Annotated in this window: 17 protein-coding genes; 7 read left to right on the forward strand and 10 right to left on the reverse strand. The window is 71.6% G+C overall.

What is annotated here, in order from left to right:
• Positions 1-39: 39 nt before the first annotated feature.
• Entirely contained in the window at positions 40-1,224 is a 1,185-nt protein-coding gene (locus GH740_RS04060) for a hypothetical protein (RefSeq protein WP_367640581.1), read from the reverse strand.
• A gap of 81 nt (positions 1,225-1,305) precedes the next feature.
• Between GH740_RS04060 and GH740_RS04065 the strand changes: the two genes are divergently transcribed.
• From GH740_RS04065 to GH740_RS04075, 3 genes are all read left to right on the forward strand, one after another.
• Positions 1,306-2,664, forward strand: a complete 1,359-nt coding sequence (locus GH740_RS04065; protein WP_367640583.1) for an ATP-dependent RecD-like DNA helicase — start codon at positions 1,306-1,308, stop codon at positions 2,662-2,664.
• Between the two features lie 101 nt (positions 2,665-2,765).
• The gene (locus tag GH740_RS04070) at positions 2,766-4,037 is read left to right on the forward strand and encodes a serine hydrolase (protein ID WP_153744731.1); all 1,272 of its coding nucleotides are present in this window, start codon (positions 2,766-2,768) and stop codon (positions 4,035-4,037) included.
• A complete protein-coding gene (locus GH740_RS04075) occupies positions 4,034-5,071 on the forward strand; it encodes a DMT family transporter (protein WP_367640585.1) in 1,038 nt (345 codons plus the stop codon). Before GH740_RS04070 ends, GH740_RS04075 begins: the two co-directional genes overlap by 4 nt.
• A gap of 118 nt (positions 5,072-5,189) precedes the next feature.
• Here the strand turns inward: GH740_RS04075 and GH740_RS04080 are convergent, their stop codons facing one another.
• The 3 genes from GH740_RS04080 to GH740_RS04090 are packed head-to-tail and all read right to left on the reverse strand — an operon-like array spanning position 5,190 to position 7,119.
• The gene (locus GH740_RS04080; RefSeq protein WP_153744732.1) at positions 5,190-5,930 is read right to left on the reverse strand and encodes a hypothetical protein; all 741 of its coding nucleotides are present in this window, start codon (positions 5,928-5,930) and stop codon (positions 5,190-5,192) included.
• Positions 5,927-6,532 (reverse strand): DUF6114 domain-containing protein, encoded by a 606-nt coding sequence (locus tag GH740_RS14025; protein ID WP_253941168.1) that lies wholly within the window; start codon positions 6,530-6,532, stop codon positions 5,927-5,929. Before GH740_RS14025 ends, GH740_RS04080 begins: the two co-directional genes overlap by 4 nt.
• A complete protein-coding gene (locus tag GH740_RS04090; protein ID WP_153744733.1) occupies positions 6,523-7,119 on the reverse strand; it encodes a DUF6230 family protein in 597 nt (198 codons plus the stop codon). The genes GH740_RS14025 and GH740_RS04090 overlap by 10 nt, the downstream gene beginning before the upstream one ends.
• A gap of 101 nt (positions 7,120-7,220) precedes the next feature.
• Here GH740_RS04090 and GH740_RS04095 point away from each other — a divergent pair, with 101 nt between their 5' ends.
• The 4 genes from GH740_RS04095 to GH740_RS04110 all read left to right on the forward strand — a co-directional run bounded on the left by GH740_RS04095 (position 7,221) and on the right by GH740_RS04110 (position 9,274).
• A complete protein-coding gene (locus GH740_RS04095) occupies positions 7,221-7,820 on the forward strand; it encodes a TetR/AcrR family transcriptional regulator (protein ID WP_153744734.1) in 600 nt (199 codons plus the stop codon).
• Between the two features lie 140 nt (positions 7,821-7,960).
• A complete protein-coding gene (locus GH740_RS04100; protein ID WP_153744735.1) occupies positions 7,961-8,470 on the forward strand; it encodes a universal stress protein in 510 nt (169 codons plus the stop codon).
• A 7-nt stretch (positions 8,471-8,477) separates the two neighbouring features.
• The gene (locus GH740_RS04105) at positions 8,478-8,900 is read left to right on the forward strand and encodes a CrcB family protein (RefSeq protein WP_153744988.1); all 423 of its coding nucleotides are present in this window, start codon (positions 8,478-8,480) and stop codon (positions 8,898-8,900) included.
• Positions 8,900-9,274, forward strand: coding sequence for a CrcB family protein (locus GH740_RS04110; RefSeq protein ID WP_153744989.1), 375 nt, complete (start codon positions 8,900-8,902; stop codon positions 9,272-9,274). Before GH740_RS04105 ends, GH740_RS04110 begins: the two co-directional genes overlap by 1 nt.
• 35 nt (positions 9,275-9,309) lie before the next feature.
• Here GH740_RS04110 and GH740_RS04115 read toward each other — a convergent pair whose 3' ends face one another.
• Genes GH740_RS04115 through GH740_RS04140 form a run of 6 tightly spaced genes read right to left on the reverse strand, consistent with a single transcriptional unit; the run spans position 9,310 to position 14,901 of the window.
• Positions 9,310-9,909: an alkylhydroperoxidase domain protein gene (locus GH740_RS04115; RefSeq protein ID WP_153744736.1), complete on the reverse strand. Its 600-nt coding sequence runs from the start codon at positions 9,907-9,909 to the stop codon at positions 9,310-9,312.
• A gap of 1 nt (position 9,910) precedes the next feature.
• Entirely contained in the window at positions 9,911-10,498 is a 588-nt protein-coding gene (locus tag GH740_RS04120) for a CMD domain protein (protein WP_216644895.1), read from the reverse strand.
• Positions 10,491-11,522: a putative FMN-dependent luciferase-like monooxygenase gene (locus tag GH740_RS04125; protein WP_153744737.1), complete on the reverse strand. Its 1,032-nt coding sequence runs from the start codon at positions 11,520-11,522 to the stop codon at positions 10,491-10,493. The genes GH740_RS04120 and GH740_RS04125 overlap by 8 nt, the downstream gene beginning before the upstream one ends.
• A 3-nt stretch (positions 11,523-11,525) precedes the next feature.
• On the reverse strand, positions 11,526-12,248 hold the full coding sequence (locus GH740_RS04130) for an ABC transporter ATP-binding protein (protein WP_153744738.1): 723 nt from the start codon (positions 12,246-12,248) through the stop codon (positions 11,526-11,528).
• Positions 12,245-13,102: an ABC transporter ATP-binding protein gene (locus tag GH740_RS04135; RefSeq protein ID WP_153744739.1), complete on the reverse strand. Its 858-nt coding sequence runs from the start codon at positions 13,100-13,102 to the stop codon at positions 12,245-12,247. Before GH740_RS04135 ends, GH740_RS04130 begins: the two co-directional genes overlap by 4 nt.
• Complete coding sequence (locus GH740_RS04140; RefSeq protein ID WP_153744740.1) at positions 13,099-14,901, reverse strand: ABC transporter permease; 1,803 nt, start codon at positions 14,899-14,901, stop codon at positions 13,099-13,101. The genes GH740_RS04135 and GH740_RS04140 overlap by 4 nt, the downstream gene beginning before the upstream one ends.
• Positions 14,902-14,925: the final 24 nt, after the last annotated feature.

Genomic DNA, 14,925 nt, shown 5'->3' on the forward strand with positions numbered 1-14,925 from the left:
CGATGCGCCTGGCCTCCGTGCGCCGGACGCGCGACGCGATCAGTCGGTGTCGGGTGCGCTGACCCGGATCGACGCGGTGCCGCTCGGAGAGATCTCGATGGTGCCGACCATAGCGAACGGGACATCCTCGTCGACGTGGCGGAGGGATCCGTCGTAGATCGAGCGGATGCCGACGACGATGTGTGCGAGCCCGTCCGTTGGCGGGATCGCCCACCCCTCGCCGGCCGGCTTCACCGCGATCTTCGGCATCGCACGGATCGACCACTTCGGCAGCCCGTCGATGCGGTTCTGCACGACGAAGCCGAACGGGCATCCGGTCGGCTGCAGCACCTGCTGGGTGGCGCAGCTGTTGAGGAAGTCCTCCACCCGGTCCTGCACGACCTGCACGAACGTGCTCGTGGCCTGCGTCCGCACCTCGACCGGAACGCTCTTCAGCGGCGCGTCGGAGAGCACCGCGATGCCGGGGGAGAACGAGATCGGGGTGTCCACCTTCACGGAGTACAGCCCGGGCGAGAACACCAGGAGCGGCACAGCAGCGGCCGGGTCGACCTCCGCGCCGCCGACCTGCCGCTTGTCGATGCGGAAGCCGTTCACGTCGAACGTCATCGATCCGTGCACGGTGAGATCCACCACGGCGAGCGGGCTGCGGGCGAACCGCCAGGTCGGGACGAATCCGATGGTGCCGGCCTGCTCCACGGCGAACGTCGTCGACCCCGGGTAGCCGCCCGCGCGGTACGAGGCGGTCACCGAGACCACCCCGTCGAGGGTGCGCTCGGAGTCGATCCGGATGTCGGTCAGCTGGGCCAGCGCCGCCTGGCGCAGCAGCGCCTCGGACGCGCCCTTCGGCAGCCCCGCGGCCTGAAGCTCCGTGCGGTCCACGGCCACCCCGGGCACGTGCAGCGCGTCCGCGGCGTGCCCGGCGGCCAGCAGCGACAGGTACTGCTGCACGAACGCGGACGGACTGTACAGCGCCCGGTAAACGAACACGCCTCCGACGGCCAGGCCCGCCAGCAGGATCGCGACCGTCACCACGATCACGGTGAGGTCGCGGCCGAGGCGCGAGCGCCGGGCCGGGATGCCGTCGTTCGGCGGTTGCGCCGCCGTCGCGGGAGCGGTCCCCGGCGTGGGCAGCGGTCGGGCCGGCGCGGCCGCGACGTCCGTCATGCCGGCGGCATGCGGCGCCTGCGGCGCGTGCGCCGTCGCATCCGTCGCTGCGTGCTCCACCTGATCAGTCTAGGAAACGACGTCCGAGAGGGGCCTGTGGACGACATCCCGCGTCGCACGGCCGCCGCCTACCATGGACGGGTGAGCATCCCGACCCTGTCCGCCGAACAGGACGAGCTGTTCCGGCTCATCGAGGACTCCCGGGACCACGTGTTCGTGACCGGCCGGGCCGGCACCGGCAAGTCCACGCTGCTGAACCACCTCGCCTGGAACACCGACAAGCAGATCGCGGTGTGCGCGCCCACGGGCGTGGCGGCGCTGAACGTCGAGGGGCAGACCATCCACTCGCTGTTCAAGCTGCCGATCGGGCTGATCGGCGCGAAGGACGAGCCGCAGTCGGATGCCACGCGCAAACTGCTGAACGCGATCGACACGCTCGTGATCGACGAGATCTCGATGGTGAACGCCGACCTGATGGATGCGGTCGACCGGGCCCTGCGGATGGCCCGCGGGCGCCGCGCGGAGCCGTTCGGCGGCGTGCAGGTGGTCATGTTCGGCGACCCGTACCAGCTGGCGCCGGTGCCGCCGCGCGGCGACGAGCGCCGCTATATCGACGACCACTACCGGTCGTTCTGGTTCTTCGACGCGCACGTGTGGGCGGGCTCCGGCGCCGATGCGGACGGGCTGCTGGATGTCGGCACGTATGGCGCGGGGCTGCACATCCGGGAGCTGCGCGACATCCACCGCCAGTCCGACCCCGTGTTCAAGGCCATGCTGAACGCGGTGCGGCACGGGCGCGTCACCGCCGACATCGCCCAGGTGCTCAACGACACCGGTGCCCGCCGTCCGCCCGAGCCCGTCGACGGGGAGCCGCCGATCATCACGCTGGCCACCCGCAACGACCGCGTGTCGGCGATCAACCAGCGGCACCTGAACGCGCTGCCGGGCCGCGCGCAGAGCGCCGTCGCCGAGATCAACGGCGACTTCGGCCGCGGCGACGCGTACCCCGCCGACGTCGACCTGCAACTCAAGGTGGGCGCCCAGGTGATGTTCCTGCGCAACGACACGCAGTCGTTCGGCGAGCCCCCGCGCTGGGTCAACGGCACTATCGGCACCGTCACCCGGATCGCCGGCGGCACGGTGCGCGTCGACGTGGACGGGGCCGAGCACGACGTCGAGCCGGCGGTGTGGGAGAAGTTCCGCTACGCGTACGACCCGGCCACGAAGGCGCTCAGCCGCGACATCGTGGCGGAGTTCACGCAGTTCCCGCTGCGGCTGGCGTGGGCCGTCACGATCCACAAGTCGCAGGGCAAGACGTACGACCGTGCCGTCATCGACCTGGGATCGGGGGCATTCGCGCCGGGCCAGACCTACGTGGCGCTGTCGCGGCTCACGTCGCTGGAGGGCCTGTACCTGTCGCGCCCGCTGCGCCCCCGCGACATCCAGGTGGACCCCGACGTGCAGCGGTTCATGGCGGGGGTGCGCGCCGCGGCATCCTGACCGGTCGGTGAGCGCATCCTCATCCGGGCGGCCGCAGTCGGCGCCGGAACCGCGCAGGCTGGTGTGTTTGAATGTCTTGCGCACGATCATCGGGGGTGAGGATGCCGGTCCGGAGCGGATTGCGACGCGCCGCCGCCGCGGCGGCCGCTGTGTTCGCGCTGACCCTCGTCGCGGCGGGGTGCTCGGCGGACCCGGTTCCCGGCAGCAGCGCGTCGTCCACGCAGCAGGATCTGCCCAAGGCCACGCGCGACCAACTGCACAGCGCCGTCATCGATGCGATGACCGCGTCGGGCGCCTCCGGCGCCATCGTCGGCGTGTGGGCGCCGTGGAGCGGGGCATGGGTGGCGGGCCTCGGCACCTCGGTGGACGCCGACATGACGTTCCGCGCCGGGGCCATCACCCGGCCGATGATGTGCGACATCCTCTACCAGCTGGACGCCAAGGGGACCGTCGACCTCGGCGACAGCGTCACCAGGTACGTGGGCGGGATGCCGAAGTACAGCGAGGTCACGCTCGGCGACCTCTGCGACAGCACGAGCGGGATCGGCTCGTATCGCGCGCTGCTGGACGCGCAGCTGCTCGGCAATCCCACCCGGCAGTGGGATCCGCGCGAGCTCGTCGCGTATGGCGTGGGCCAGGTCGGTGGGGAGGTGCGCCCCGGGGTGGCGTATCGGGATTCCGATGCCGGCTACCTGCTGCTGGGGCTCGCTCTCGAGCGCGCCACCGGGAAGAGCCCGTCGGAGCTGCTGCGCGAGTACGTGGTCGCGCCGCTCGGACTCGGGCACACCGCGCTGCCCGGGCCCGCCGCCGCGGCGCCCGGGGTCGCCGGATCCGAGCCGCTGCGCGGCTACTACCTCGGCGAGCGCACCAAGAGCGGCGCCTACGCGTGCGACAAGCCCACCGAGATCACCGAGCAGTCCGCCAGCTACGGCGCCACCGATTCGGGGGTCGTGTCCGACATCCACGACCTTGGGACGTACGTGCGCGCCCTCGCCACCGGGCAGCTCGTCAAGGACAAGAAGCGCTTCGCCGACGCGCTGCCGGTCACGGATGGCGCGCCCGCCTGGTTCACCACCGCCGGCGGCGCCGTCACGATGGGACCGCTGATCGGCCAGTACGGGGCGACGGCGGGATATCTGACGGCCGCATTCTCCGACCCGAAGAGCGGGCTGACGGTGGCCGTCGTGCTAAACAACTCGTCGATGGGGCGCGGCGCCATCGTGGACCTCAGCCGCGAGCTGGCCGCTATTGCGTCGAAGGCCCCGGCCGCCGAGGGTGCCGACGCGCCCGCGGTCGGCCTGCCGTGGACGGCGGAGCAGTTCCACGACTCGATCGCCAAGAACGCTATCTGCGCCGCTGCGAAGAAGAAGTGACGCGGTCGGCGCGCTCCGGCGCGATCTGGGCGACGAGCCTCGTCATCGCCGGCGAGATCTGCATGGACATCGGCGCCGCCATCGCGGTGCTCGTGTTCCCGCAGGTCGGGCCGCTCGGCATGGTGATGCTGCGCCTGGTTTTCTCCGCGCTCGTGCTGCTGGTCCTCACGCGGCCGCGAGTCCGCGGGCACGGGCGCTCGGACTGGCTGTCCGTGCTCGGCTACGGCACGGTCCTGGCGACCATGAACGGGCTGTTCTACCTCGCGCTGGACCGACTGCCGCTCGGCGTCACGGTCACGATCGAGGTGCTGGGGCCGCTCGTGCTGTCGATCGTCGCGAGCCGCCGCGCGTCGGCCTGGCTGTGGGCGCTGATAGCGCTCGCCGGCGTGGTGTGCCTGGGCGGAGGCGGATGGGATCGCCTGGACCCGGTGGGTGTGCTGTTCGCCCTCGGCGCCGCCGCGAGCTGGGCGTTCTACATCCTGTCGGCCGCGCGGGTGGGCAGGCGGTTCCCGAAGCTCGACGGCCTCGCGCTCGCGATGACGGTGGGCGCCGTGCTGTCACTGCCGTTCGGGATCGCCGCCGCCGGCGCGAGCCTGCTGCGGCCCGAGGTGCTGGGGCTCGGTGCGGCGGTCGCCCTGCTGTCCAGCACCATCCCGTACGCGCTGGAGCTGATCGCACTGCGCCGGATCCCGGCATCCGCGTTCGCGATCCTGATGAGCATGTCGCCGGCCACCGCGGCCCTGGCCGGTCTGGTGCTGCTGGGCCAGGAGCTGACGCTGCTCGAGCTGGCCGGCATAGCGCTCGTGATCGCCGCCGGGATCGGAGCGGTCCGGACCGGGGTCGCCGAGGCCGAGACATCCGGCCGCGGCTCCGGCCCGCCGACGACCGCGACCGGTGCGCTCACGGTGCCGGGAGTGATCCTGGCCGATCCCACCGGGCCGCTCGCGATCCTGAACCCGCCGCTGACCGGACCGATCCAGACGCAGCCCCCCTCCGGCGGGCCCGAGGAGCCCTTCGCCGAGCCCCTCGCCTGACCTCGTCCCCGAGCCACCCCGCCCCTGCTGCTGACCGCGAGAGTGCATCTGACGGACGAGAGTGTGGTTGTTTCCCGCTCCCTCGTCCGTCAGATGCACTCTCGCCGGAGGGGGACGGTCACTCGGAGAGGCGCTGGTCGGTGTTCGTGTAGGCGATGGCGTCGGCGCTCGTGCCGACAAGGCCGAGGGTCACGCGCAGGATGCCGGGGGCGATGCCGTCCTTCGGCGGCGGCGTCTCCGCCCCGAGCGTGTACGCGGTCCCGTCGGCGGTGGTTCCCGTGAGCGAGTTGACGTAGACGCGCACGTGGCCGCGCAGCGTCATCGTGTCGGCGGTTGTCGCGAGGGTCGGACCGGTCCCGCGGCGCACCGTGAGCGCGAACCCCTGGATCGTGATGCTCTCGGCGCTCAGCCGCAGCACCGTGACGCGTGTGCCGTTCGCGAGCCGCACCCGGACCGGCGCGACGCCCTGCAGGCCGGTGAACGACAGCGACCGCGCGCCGAGCTGCGCCGGCGGCTGGGTGAACACCATGCTGTCATCGTCCGTGACGACCCCCGGCGGCGATGTCGATCCGCTCGGCGAGGGCGATGGCAGCGGACTCCCGCCGCCGGGCAGCCCCGGCAGACTCGGCCCGCCCGGTAGCGCCGGAAACCCCGGCACTCCGGGCAGGCTCGGCGATGGGGACGGCGTGGGGATGGCCGGCGTGAGCGGGCAGGGCAGCAGAATCGGCAGGCAGAACTGAGCGGATGCGGGAGCCGCCGTCGCCACCGTCGCACCCGCCACGAGCGCGGCCACCGCAATCGCCGCGGTCGCGAGCAGGCCCACTCGTCGTCGCCGGTCGGTCCGCGTGGGACCCCTCATGCGGCGCCGTCCGCGGCGTCGGCGTCCGCAAGACCGGCCTCCGCGAGACCGGCGTCCGCGAGACCGGCGTCCGCGAGACCGGCGTCCGCGAGACCGGCGTCCGCGAGACCGGCGTCCGCAACATCGGCGCGGGCAAGGTCGGCGCGGTCAGGGTCGGCGTCGTCGCGCGCGTCCGGCGCGGTCCGCAGCATCCACGCGACGACGAGGACGCCGCCGACGCAGCCGAGGATCATCCCGAGCAGGAACCCGCCGAGGTTCACCCCGATCAGCGAGTACACCGCGACGGCGAGTGCAAGCACGCCGTAGAACACGTGGTGCGCGGGCATCGCGACGGCGAGCGCCCCCAGCAGCACCAGCGCGATCGGGATCACCGTCGCCTGGAAGCCCTCGATGCCGAGTTGCACATGGAGATGTCCGAGGTCGAGCTGGCCGGAGAAGAAGATCTCCACGCCCGCCAGCGCCACCAGCAGCCCGCCGACGAACGGCCGCCGGCGCCGCCAGGCCGCGAACCGGGTCCACGCGGCCGTCAACCCGGTGGGCGCAGCAGTGGACCGCGCCGCGGGTGTGGTGCGGCGCCGCTGCGGCATCCGGGTCAGAAGCATCCCTTCGATCCGTCCGTGAGCTTCAGCGTCATGCCGGTGAGCGTGAACACCGACGCCTGCGTGCTCCACGCCGTCTGCTGCAGATTCGTGATCTTCACGGAATCGGCGTCCTGCGCGAAGTCGCCCGCCGAGCCCTTCGCTCCCGTGTGCACGGTCGACGCGTCGACGCCGATGCGGATGTTCGTGAACGACGAGTCGCCCTTCAGGCCCGTCATCCCGATCTGGAGGTCGGATGCCGTGGCCGGCGCATCACCGCCCCCGGCCGTGATGAGGACTCCGACCTTGCCGAGCGGGGTCTCGGCCACGACGGACTGGCACAGGTCGTGGAGGGTGGCCGAGGCGATGTTCGCTATCGCGACGGCGTGCTCGACGCCGGCGGTGTCCTTCGCGACGCCCGCGTACTGCGAGAATCCGGTGCCGTCCAGCTGTGACGCGCTGATCTGGAACTGGCTTCCGGAGACCGCGAACGACACGGGGACCGCACCCTGTGCGACGCCCGCGGTGAGCAGCGTCACGGCGGCGGCGACCGGGATCGCGGTCAGGGTGAGGCGCCCCGCGTGCGAGCGGGTGAAGCGGCGGAACGTCATCGGGCCTCCCTTTTCGAGGGCGCGGCGGCGTCGTCGCGTCCGGGACTGAGCCTACGTCTTATTGACTCTCCGTCAATAAGAAGGACGATTAGGCTTCTTTCATGTCTGACGACCGCCGCCGGCGGCTGACCCCGGACGAACGGCGCGCCCAGCTCGTCGCGCTCGGCGTGAACTTCCTCACCGACCACACCCTCGACGAGCTCACTATCGACGAGGTCTCGGCACGAGCCGGTGTCTCGCGGGCGCTCGTGTTCCACTATTTCGGGACGCGGCAGGGCCTGCACCGGGCCGTCGTGCTGACCGCCCGCGACAGCCTGCTGCGCGCGAGCGAGCCGCGTCCGGAGCTGCCGCCTCAGGAGCGGTTCCGCGACACGCTCACCCGGATCGTGACGTTCGTGCGCGAGCACCGCGGCACGTTCTACTCGCTCGTGCGCGGAGTGGCCAGCGGGGATGCCGCGGTCCGGACCGTGATCGACGAGTCGCGCGACGAGAATGCCCGACGCCTCCTGGATGTCTTCCTCGAGCTGGGCGCGCCCGACGGCGACCTGCTGCGCGTGGCCCTGCGCTCATGGGTGGGCTTCGCGGAGGAGGTGCTCGTCGAGCTCGCCGTGGACGCCGACCGCCCCGTCGACGAGATCGTCTCGTTCCTCGAACGCACCGCGCGCGGCGTCGTGGCCGCCGTCGGCCCCGCCCGCACCTGACATCCCGGGCCGCCGTCTCGACGGGCGAACCGCGAGGGTACAGCTGGTGGACGAAGGTAGGGGTGGTTCCCGCACCCTCGGCGACCAGTTGTACCCTCGCGGGCAGGATCGTTGGGACAATGGCGGAAGGAGAGGACGACATGGACGCGAACGACGCCCCGCGCGGAGTCATCCTCGTCGGCGTTCAGGCGGGTCTCCCGGACGCCGTGCTGCGCGAGGCCGCACGTCTCGCTCGCGAGCTGCGCCTCGACCTCGTCTGCGCGCACGTCGACCTGGAGCGGTACACCGTCGGCGAGCACCTCGACGGCTCGGTGCTCTCGCGCTCGATCGACCCGGATCTGCCCGACGAACGGGTCGGCGCGTTCGACGCCGCGCTGGCCGCGCACATCGACGAGGTGCTCGCGGGCTCCGGCCTCACCTGGACCGGGCGCGAGCTTGCCGGCGACCCCGGTCGCGCGCTGGCGCGCCTCGCCGAGGCCGTCGACGCCCGGTACATCGTCGTCGGCACCCGTGACGCCAGCGTCCGCGAGACGCTGCGCGAGTTCTTCCAGGGCTCCGTGGCCAGCCACCTCGCGCACCGGCAGCACCGTCCGCTGCTCGTGGTGCCGCTGCGCCCGATCACCGCGGACGAGCCGCTGCCGTGGGAGTGACGGCGTGATGTCGCCGCCTGTGCGGCCGGTGCATCTGCGCTGGTCGGCGATCGGCCTCGTCACGGCGGGCGGCGCGATCGGCACGCTCGCGCGCTACCTGGTGTCGCTGCTCGTCCCGGAATGGGGCGGGATGCCGGTGCCGATCCTGATCATCAACGTGGTCGGGGCGTTCCTGCTGGGCTGGCTGCTGACATCCCTCGCCCGCGGTGGCGCGGACACCGGACGGCGGCGGATGCTGCGGCTGTTCGCCGGCACCGGGATCCTCGGCGGGTTCACCACGTACTCGACGTTCGCGGTCGGCGCCGACGGATTGCTCGCCGCCGACCGGCCCTGGGTCGGCATCGTCTACGCCGTCGCGACCGTAGTGGTCGGGGCCGCGGCATCCGTCGCGGGCATCGCCCTGGGCGCCCGGCGCGGGGTCCGCGCATGATGCCGGTGCTGCTCGCGGTCGCCGTCGCGCTCGCCGGCGGGATCGGCGCCGCCTGCCGGATGATGCTGGACGGCGCGGTCCGGTCGTGGACGCGCCTGCCGTATCCCGTCGGCACCACCGTGATCAACGTGACCGGGTCGTTCCTGCTCGGCGTCGTCACCGGGATCGCGGCGGCCCTCGGCCCGTGGGCGCTCGTCCTGGGCACGGGGCTGCTCGGGGGCTACACGACGTTCTCCACCGCGAGTTTCGAGACCGTCCGGCTCGCGCGGGCCGGCCGGTGGCGCGCGGCGCTGATGAACGGATTCGGGATGCTGCTGCTCGCCCTTCTCGCCGCCTGGCTCGGGCTGTGGGCAGGGTCGGTCATCGGCGCCTGAGCCGACCTCGTGACGGACGGCGAGATCCGGGCCCCTCAGCCGGTCGGTTCGCCGAGCGAGAGCATCAGCCGGTTCGCCCAGTTGAAGAACGCCGCGCTCTGGATGACGTCGACGATCGCCTGGTCGTCCAGGCCGACGGCGCGCAGCGCGTCGACGTGCGCGCGGCCGAAGTGCGCCGGGGTCGCCGTCAGCGCGGCAGCCGCCTCGATGATCGCCGTCCACCGGTCATCCTGCTCGCCGTCGATCCCGTCATCGAGCAGTCGCTGCACATCGCCGTGTCGAGCCGGCGCCTGGATCGATGCGAACCGGGAATGCACGGACGCGCAGTACAGGCACCCGTTCGTCCGTGAGGTCGCGGCGGCCGACAGCTCCCGCTCGGCCCGGGCCAGGCCCGCATCGGTGTTGTAGAAGATGTCGTTGTCGGCGCGGGTGCGGGCGCCGAGCACCACGGGGTCCCGGACGAGCAGCCGGAAGTAGGGGCTGGCCGCGCGGCTGCGCTCCACGAGCGCCGCGTAGTCCTCGTCGGTGAGCTCGTCCAGCGGCTTCGGATCGAGCCAGGGCACCCAGCCGAGCTCGTCCTGCGTGAAGGCGTTCGGGGGCACGAGATCCGGGTACCGGATCACCATGGCGGACATGTCAGATCGCCTCCTTGAGGACCGTCAGCCCCGCGATCACGCGGTGCTGGAAGTGGGTGAACGCGACCAGCTGCGAGACGGTGACCACGCCGTCGGGCGTCCAGCCGGCGTCCAGCAGCGCCTGCAGCGCGTCCGGGCTCGCGTCCCGCGGCCGATACGTGAGCAGGTGCGCATGCTCGAGCGCCGCGGCCAGCCGCTCTCCGACAGCGGCGCGGAGCGCAAGGGAGGCGGTGAACTGCAGACCGTCCTCGTCCTCGACGCTGAGCGGACCGGCAGGGTACGCCCCGTGCGGGCCCGTCGTGGTCGCCGTCGGCAGCGCTGCATCGAGGGCCGTCACGATGGCCGGATCGAGGCCGGCCAGCACGTCACGATAGTGGGCGGTCAGCGCGGTCGCATAGCTGAGGGCGGCGACCCAGTACCCGATCGCGGCGCGCTCGACCGCGCTGGCCCTGTCCAGGTCGGTGGGCGCGGTGATCAGCGCGTCGTACGTGGCCTGCGCGTCGCTGCGGGCCACGGGCCGCCGCGCGCGCAGCGCGTCGAGCGGACTGCCGGCCGGGATGTCCACGAGGGCGTCGATCAGGTCAGACACGACTGGCCTCCAGGACGTCGGCCCGGCTCCAGCCGAGGGCGGGTGCGACCTCTGCGGCGATCAGCTCCAGCGAGCGCAGCAGAAGTTCGTGCGGGGGATCGACCGGATGGGTCTGGAACACGACGTCGGTCGCCGCGCGCAGGACGTGGTCCTCGGCGAGCTCGGCGACCACCTGCTCGGGGGTGCCGACATGCAGGTCGAGCAGGGCGCTCAGCTCGCGCGGGCCGGCACCGGCCGGGATCTCGATCCCCAGGGCCCGCGCGGCCGGCAGGGACCGCTGGATGCCGCGAGCGCGCAGCCGCTCGGCGGTGGCCTCGTCGTCGACGACGACGAGGTTACGCGACGCGAACACGCGGGCGGGCACGCCCGCCGGCAGGTTCTCGCGGTAGGCGTCGACGACCGTGCGCTGCGTGTCCGCGAGCGCCGAGAAGCCGGTGCCGGCCGTGTGCGGCTGCGTCTTGGACAGCATCAGCCCGAATCCGGCCGCGCCGATGCGCGCCGCTCCCCCGGCCGAGAACGTCGCCTGCCAGATCGTGTCGAGCAGTCCCCCCGCGGCCGGGTAGAGCGCCCCGCCGTCGTCGGTGAGGATGTCGCCGCGCAGCGCCGTGACGAGCTGATCGAGATGCCCGGCGAAGATCTCCGGGCGGTGCTTGGGGTCGTGCCCGAACGGTGGGAAGGAACTGGGTGTGCCGCCGCTGCCGACACCGAGCTCGAAGCGGCCGCCGGAGAGCGCGGACAGGACCGCGGCATCCTCCGCCACCCGCAGCGGGGCCTCCAACGGAAGCGTGACGATGCTCGTGCCGAGCACTATGCGCGAGGTCTGCGCCGCGGCGTACGCCAGCAGCACGAACGGCGATGGCAGGCCGCCTTCGTCCTCGTGGAAATGGTGCTGAGCGACCCAGGCGGTGTCGAACCCGGCCGCTTCGGCCGCCGTGATCTGCTCGAGCGCGAGCCGGTAGCGCTCACCGGCAGGGGCCTCGTCGAGGACCCTGGTGAAGAATCCCAATCGTCGTTGTGTCGTCATCGTTCAGCCGCTCTTTCCCAGGTACGCCTCTTGGATCCTCGGGTCGTCGAGGAGCTCTGGCGCAGAGCCTTCGACGACGATCTCACCGGTCGCGAGGACGTACCCTCGGCTCGCGATCGACAGGGCGAGCTCGGCCTGCTGCTCGACCAGGAGCACCGCGACCCCCAGTTCGGCGCCTATCCGGGCGATCTCGTCGAGCACCTTGTCGACGAGCTTCGGCGACAGGCCCATCGTGGGCTCGTCCATGCAGATGAGGCGCGGCCGGCTCATCAGCGCGCGGGCGAACGCGAGCATCTGCTGCTCGCCGCCCGACAGCGTCCCGGCCTCCTGCCGGCGCCGTTCGGCAAGCCGTGGGAAGTGGTCGCGCATGCGCTCGACGTCCTCGGCGATTCCGGCGCGGTCCCGGCGCGTGTGCGCGCCGGCGTAGAGGTTCTCGTCGACGGTCATCTGCGGGAACACCCGGCGGGCCTCGGGCACGCTGGCGATCCCGGCGCGGATGCGCGCGGCCGTCGGACGGTGGGTGAGGTCCGAGCCGGCGAACGTGATGGTGCCCGCCTTCACCCGGTTCAGCCCGAGGATCGTCTTCATCGTCGTCGACTTGCCCGACGCGTTGCCGCCCAGCAGCGAGACGATCTCGCCCTCGCCGACCTGGATCGTCACCCCGCGCAGTGCGTGGAACGGACCGTAGTACACGTCGACGGCATCCACAGACAGCAGTGCGCTCATCGTGCCTTCTCCTGGTCGAGACTGCGTCGCCGTCCCAGATACGCCTCGATCACCGCCGGGTCGTGGCGGACGGTCTGCGGGGTGCCTTCGGCGATGATGCGGCCGCCGTCCATCACGATGACCCGGTCCGACACCGTCATCACGAGGTCGAGCTTGTGCTCGACCAGCAGCATCGCCTGCCCCTGTGCCTTCAGCTCGAGCAGCTGCGCGAGTACCTCTGCCGTCTCCGACTGGTTCATCCCGGCCGTCGGCTCGTCGAGCACGAGCAGCTTCGGTGCGGGGGCGAGGGCGCGGGCGATCTCGGTGCGGCGCCGGTTGGCGTAACTGAGTGAGTAGGCGGGGTCATCGCGCCGGGACCCGAGGCGTGATGCGAAGCGGTCGATCTCGGTCTCGACGACGGCGTCGATCTCGGCGCGCTCACGCCGGGCGGCGGGAGTGCCGACGATGGCGACGAACAGCTCGGCCAGCAGCGGGATCCAGCGCAACAGGAAAAGGCGCGAGAGCCGACGGAACGGCCGGTGCGCGCGCAGCGTCGAGTGGATGCCGACCTCGATGTTGTCGGCGACCGACAGCGTCGCGAACACGCGGCCGTTCTGGAACGTGCGCGCGATGCCGTGCTCGGCGATCTCGACGCTGTGCGCACGGTCGATGCGTGCGCCGTCGAGGGTGATGGTGCCGCCGTCGGGGCGCAGCGTGCCGGTGACGAGGTTCAGCGTCGTGGTCTTGCCCGACCCGTTCGGGCCGATGATGGACACCACTTCACCGGCGGACACGTGGAACGAGATCTCGTCGACGGCTCGAAGCCCCGCGAAGCGGCGTTCGAGGCCGGCCACCTGCAGCAGTGCGTCGCTCATGAGTTCCTCACCAGGATCCCGCCCGGACGGAACCGCACGACGAGAATCAGCACCAGCCCGTACACGATGATCCGCCACTCGGGCGCGAACCGCAGCAGCTCCATCGCCCCGATCAGGATGACCGAGCCGACCACCGCGCCGTACGGCAGGCCGACCCCGCCCAGGATCACGATCGTTACCACGAGCAGCGAGGTCAGCATCGTGAAGATCGTCGTGTCGATGTACGTGTATTGGTGCGCCAGCAGCGACCCGCCGATGCCGGCGAAGAACGCCGAGACCGCGAACGAGAGCGCCTTGTAGTCGCGCACGCGCACGCCCGAGGCGAGGGCGGCGACCTCGTCCGACCCGACCGAGGAAATGACCCGCCCGAGGTGCGATCGCCGCAGGCGCCCCATCACCAGGAGCGTGAGCAGCAGCACGACGAAGTCGATGAGGTAGTACGCGAGGGGCGTGTTCAGCGGGATGCCGGCGATCTGCGGGACCGGGATGTCGTAGACGGCATTCGGGATGAGCAGCTGGATCACCGCGACGATCGCGATGCCCAGGCCCAGGGTGGCGATGGAGATGTAGTGCCCCTTCACGCCCCAGATCGGGGAGGCGAGCACGGAGGCGATGACCGCGGCGACCACGCCGGCCAGGGGCAGCGCGACCCAGAACGGGACGTGCGCGTGCACGCTCAGCAGCGCGGATGCGTACGCGCCGATCGCGATGGGGCCCGCCTGGCCGAGGGCGAGCACGCCCGCCTGCCCCGCGGTGACGGTGAACCCGGCCGCGATGATCGCGTAGATGAGCACTTGCGTGCCGGTCGTGAGGATGTAATTGTCGGCCAGCAGCGGGATGACCGCGCCGCCCACGACGAGCCCGGCGATCCACATCCAGCGCGGGATCCGCAGCGGCCGGCCCTTCCCGAGGAACGTCCCGGTCAGCGGCTCGGTCGAGATCAGCGGCACCTTGCCGAGCAGGCCGCCCGGCCGCACGATCAGGACGACGATGAGGATCACGAACACGATGATCAGGCGGGCCGCGTCGCCGAACGCGTAGATGCCGAACGCCTCGAAGATGCCGAGCACGAATCCGCCGATGACGGCGCCGACCAGCGACCCGAGCCCGCCCAGGGTGGCGGCCACGAACGAGGTCAGGCCGATGTTCAGGCCGGATATCGGGTTGACCACCCCGACGTAGAGCGAGAAGAAGATGCCCGCGAGGCCCCCGAGGGCCGACGCGATCACGAACGACAGGTTCTGCACCGGCCCCACCGGGATGCCCATCTGCAGTGCCGCTTCCTGGTCCTGTGCGGTGGCGCGGATAGCGCGCCCGGTTCTGCCGTATTTCAGGAACAGGGACATCGCGATCATGACGGCGGCTGTCACTGCCAGCATCACGATGTCCGAGGTGCCCACGCGCATGTTCCCGATCTGCAGGTTCGACGTGGGCAGCACTTCGGGGAAGGGGCGGAACTGGGCCGTGAACGCGAGCTGCGAGAAGTTGTCGAGGATCTGCGAGACGGCGTACGTGGAGAGCATCGCCGCCAGCGGCAGGTACTTCGCCAGGGGCCGCACCACCGACACGTTGATGACGAGCCCCAGACCGGCGCACAGGATCAGCACGAGCGGCAACGCCGCCCAGAACGGCAGGGCGAGCTTCGCGACGAAGAACCACGACAGCATGGCGCCCAGGCCGAAGAACGAGAACTGGGCGAAGTTGACGACGTTCATGACGCCGAACACGAGGGAGATGCCGACCGCTCCGAGGGCGTAGACGTTGCCTCGGAGCAGGCCAGCGATCAGGGTGTCGAACATGATGCACAGGTCGGCGACGACGGC

Source organism: Microbacterium sp. SYP-A9085, assembly GCF_009649635.1.
Lineage (GTDB): Bacteria > Actinomycetota > Actinomycetes > Actinomycetales > Microbacteriaceae > Microbacterium.